Annotated in this window: 1 protein-coding gene; it reads right to left on the bottom strand. The window is 69.9% G+C overall.

Going from position 1 to position 3,116, the window contains the following annotated elements:
• Window positions 1-3,116 (bottom strand): type I polyketide synthase (locus ACWDSL_RS52700; protein ID WP_450496815.1); only part of this gene is annotated, 3,116 nt, incomplete at both ends.

Here is a 3,116-nt window from a genome sequence, read left to right as displayed (position 1 = left end):
CACAACGCAGCCAACGACACCATCACCGCAAACGACACCGGCTGCACCACATCCACCCGCTCCAACGACGCAGCACCCGAGACCTGCCGCACCACGTCGAGCAGCGACCAGTCCACGTGCGGCGCGAGCGCCACCGCGCACTCGTTCATCGCCTCAGCGAACACCGGGGACTCATCGAGCAGCCGCGCTCCCATACCGGCCCACTGCGATCCCTGGCCGGGGAAGACAAACACCACCCGGTCCGCCGTCCGCGCCACACCGTCCACCTGCCCCGCCACCACACCCGGCAAGGACTCGCCCTGGACGAAAGCGGCAAGCCCGGACACCAGCTCGTCGCGGCCCTCACCGATCACCACCGCACGGTGCTCGAACTCCGCACGCCCGGAAACCAGCGACCAACCCACATCCGCAGGCGACAGCTTGTCGTCTCCCTCCACACGAGCCAGCAGCCGAGCCGCCTGCCCCCGCAGCGCCTCCACACCACGGCCCGAGACCACCCACGGCACGACGGCAGGATCCACACGCGGCTCCGTGGCCTCCGCCGGCTCCATCGCCGGGGCCTGCTCCAAAATCACGTGTGCGTTCGTCCCGCTCACGCCGAACGACGACACACCCGCCCGGCGCGGACGGTCCGCCTCGGGCCAAGAGCGCTGCTCGCTCAGCAGCTCGACCGCGCCCGCCGACCAATCCACCTTCGGTGAGGGCTCGTCCACGTGCAGCGTCCGAGGCAAGGTCCCGCACCGCATCGCCAGCACCATCTTGATCACACCCGCGACGCCTGCGGCAGCCTGGGTGTGGCCGATGTTGGACTTGAGCGACCCCAGCCACAGCGGCCGCCCCTCCGGCCGGTCCTGGCCATACGTCGCCAGCAGCGCCTGCGCCTCGATCGGGTCGCCCAGCGTCGTCCCCGTACCATGCGCCTCCACCGCATCCACCTCGGCGGCCGCCAACCGCGCGTTCGCAAGCGCCTGACAAATCACCCGCTGCTGGGATGGACCATTCGGCGCCGTCAGACCATTCGACGCACCATCCTGATTCACCGCCGAACCACGCACAACCCCAAGCACCGGATGGCCGTTACGGCGGGCATCCGACAACCGCTCAAGCAGCAGCATGCCCGCCCCCTCGCCCCAGCCCGTACCGTCCGCGTCCCCGGAGAAGGCCCGGCACCGGCCGTCGCGCGACAGCGCGCGCTGGCGGCTGAACTCCACGAACACCGCTGGTGTCGACATCACCGTCACTCCGCCGGCGAGCGCGAGCGAACACTCGCCCTGCCGCAGCGCCTGCGCCGCCAAATGCAACGTCACCAGCGACGATGAACAGGCCGTGTCCACCGTCACGGCAGGACCTTCCAAACCGAACGTGTAGGACAGACGTCCGGACACCACACTGGCCGCACTGCCCGTACCGAGGTAACCCTCAAGACCCTCCGGCGCATGCTGCAGCAGAGCCGAGTAGTCCTGGCCGTTGGTTCCGGCGAAGACGCCAGTACGGCTGCCCTTGAGCGAGGCCGGGTCGATTCCCGCGCGTTCGAAGACCTCCCACGATGTCTCCAGTAGCAGACGCTGCTGCGGGTCCATGGCAGTCGCCTCGCGCGGTGAAATCCCGAAGAACGCCGGGTCGAACTCGGCGGCTTTCCGGAGAAAGCCGCCCTCCCGTACGTACGAGGTCCCCGGCCGCTCCCGATCCGGGTCGTACAGCGCCTCGGCGTCCCAACCGCGGTCCATCGGGAACTCGGAGACCGCGTCGCCACCCGCCGCCAAAAGGTCCCACAGCTGCTCCGGGGAGCTCACGCCACCTGGGAAGCGGCAGCTCATCGCGACGATCACAACCGGATCGTCGTCGACCGGGACGGGTTCCGCAGACGCGCCCGCCGGTGCCCAGCCGGTCTCTTCCACGATCTGGGCCCGCAGGAACTGGGCGAGGGCCGCGGGGGTGGGGTAGTCGAAGACCAGTGTGGCCGGGAGGGTCAGGCTGGTGGCCACTTGAAGTCGGTTGCGGAGCTCGACGGCGGTCAGGGAGTCGAAGCCCAGCTCCTTGAATGCCTTGTCCGGCGCGATCGTGTCGGTGGTGGCATGCCCGAGTACGGCCGCCACCTGCGGTCGCACCAGTTCGAGCAGCGTGCGGTCCTGGTCGGCCAGGGAAAGTCCAAGCAGCTGGGCCCGGAGCGCCGAGGAGGACTCGACGTCCTTGTCGGCCCCGCCGCGCCCCGCCACCTCTATGGCCTGGCGGGCTTCGGGAACTTCGCCGATCAACGGGGAGGTGCGCACGGCAGTGAACGCCGGAACGTATCGCTCCCAGTCCACCTCTGCGACGACGGCATACGTCTCGTCCCGGCCGAGCACCTGGCCCAGAACCGCAAGCGCCTGCGCCGGGTCCATCGCGGCGACTCCGCCACGGCGCATCCGCTCTTCCCGGCTGTCGCCCATGGCCATTCCGGCCTCGGCCCAGGGCCCCCAGGCCACGGAGGTGGCGGACAGACCGAGCGCACGACGCTGCTGCGCGAGGGCGTCCAGAAAGGCGTTCGCTGCGGCGTAGTTGCCCTGGCCGGCATTGCCCACAGTTCCGGTGAAGGACGAGAACATGACGAACGCGGAAAGGTCGAGGTCCTTGGTGAGTTCGTGCAGGTTGAGCGCGGCGTCAGCCTTTGCACGCAGCACGCCCGCGAGGCGGTCGGGGGTCAGCGACTCGATCACACCGTCGTCCAGCACACCGGCCGCGTGGATCACGGTCGTCAGCGGATACTCAGCCGGAACCGACGCCAGCAGCCCTGCCAACGCGGCCCGATCGGCCACATCACACGCAGCCACGGTCACCTGTGCGCCCAGCCCCTCCAACTCCTCGGCCAGCCCGGAAGCACCGGGAGCGTCCAGGCCACGACGGCTGGTCAGTACGAGCTGCTGGGCCCCGTTACGGGCCAGCCAGCGCGCGACATGCCCGCCCAGCGCGCCCGTACCACCCGTGACCAGGGCCGTACCACGCGCACGCCACTCCCCGACGCCTCCACCACCGCCGGCTCGTAGCAGGCGACGGCCGAAGACACCCGCCGAACGCACCGCCACCTGATCCTCACCACCAGCACCCTTCAGTACGCCGACCAGCCGCTCCGCCACACG

Source organism: Streptomyces sp. NPDC000941 (assembly GCF_053599555.1).
This window is presented reverse-complemented; position numbering and strand designations above follow the sequence as displayed.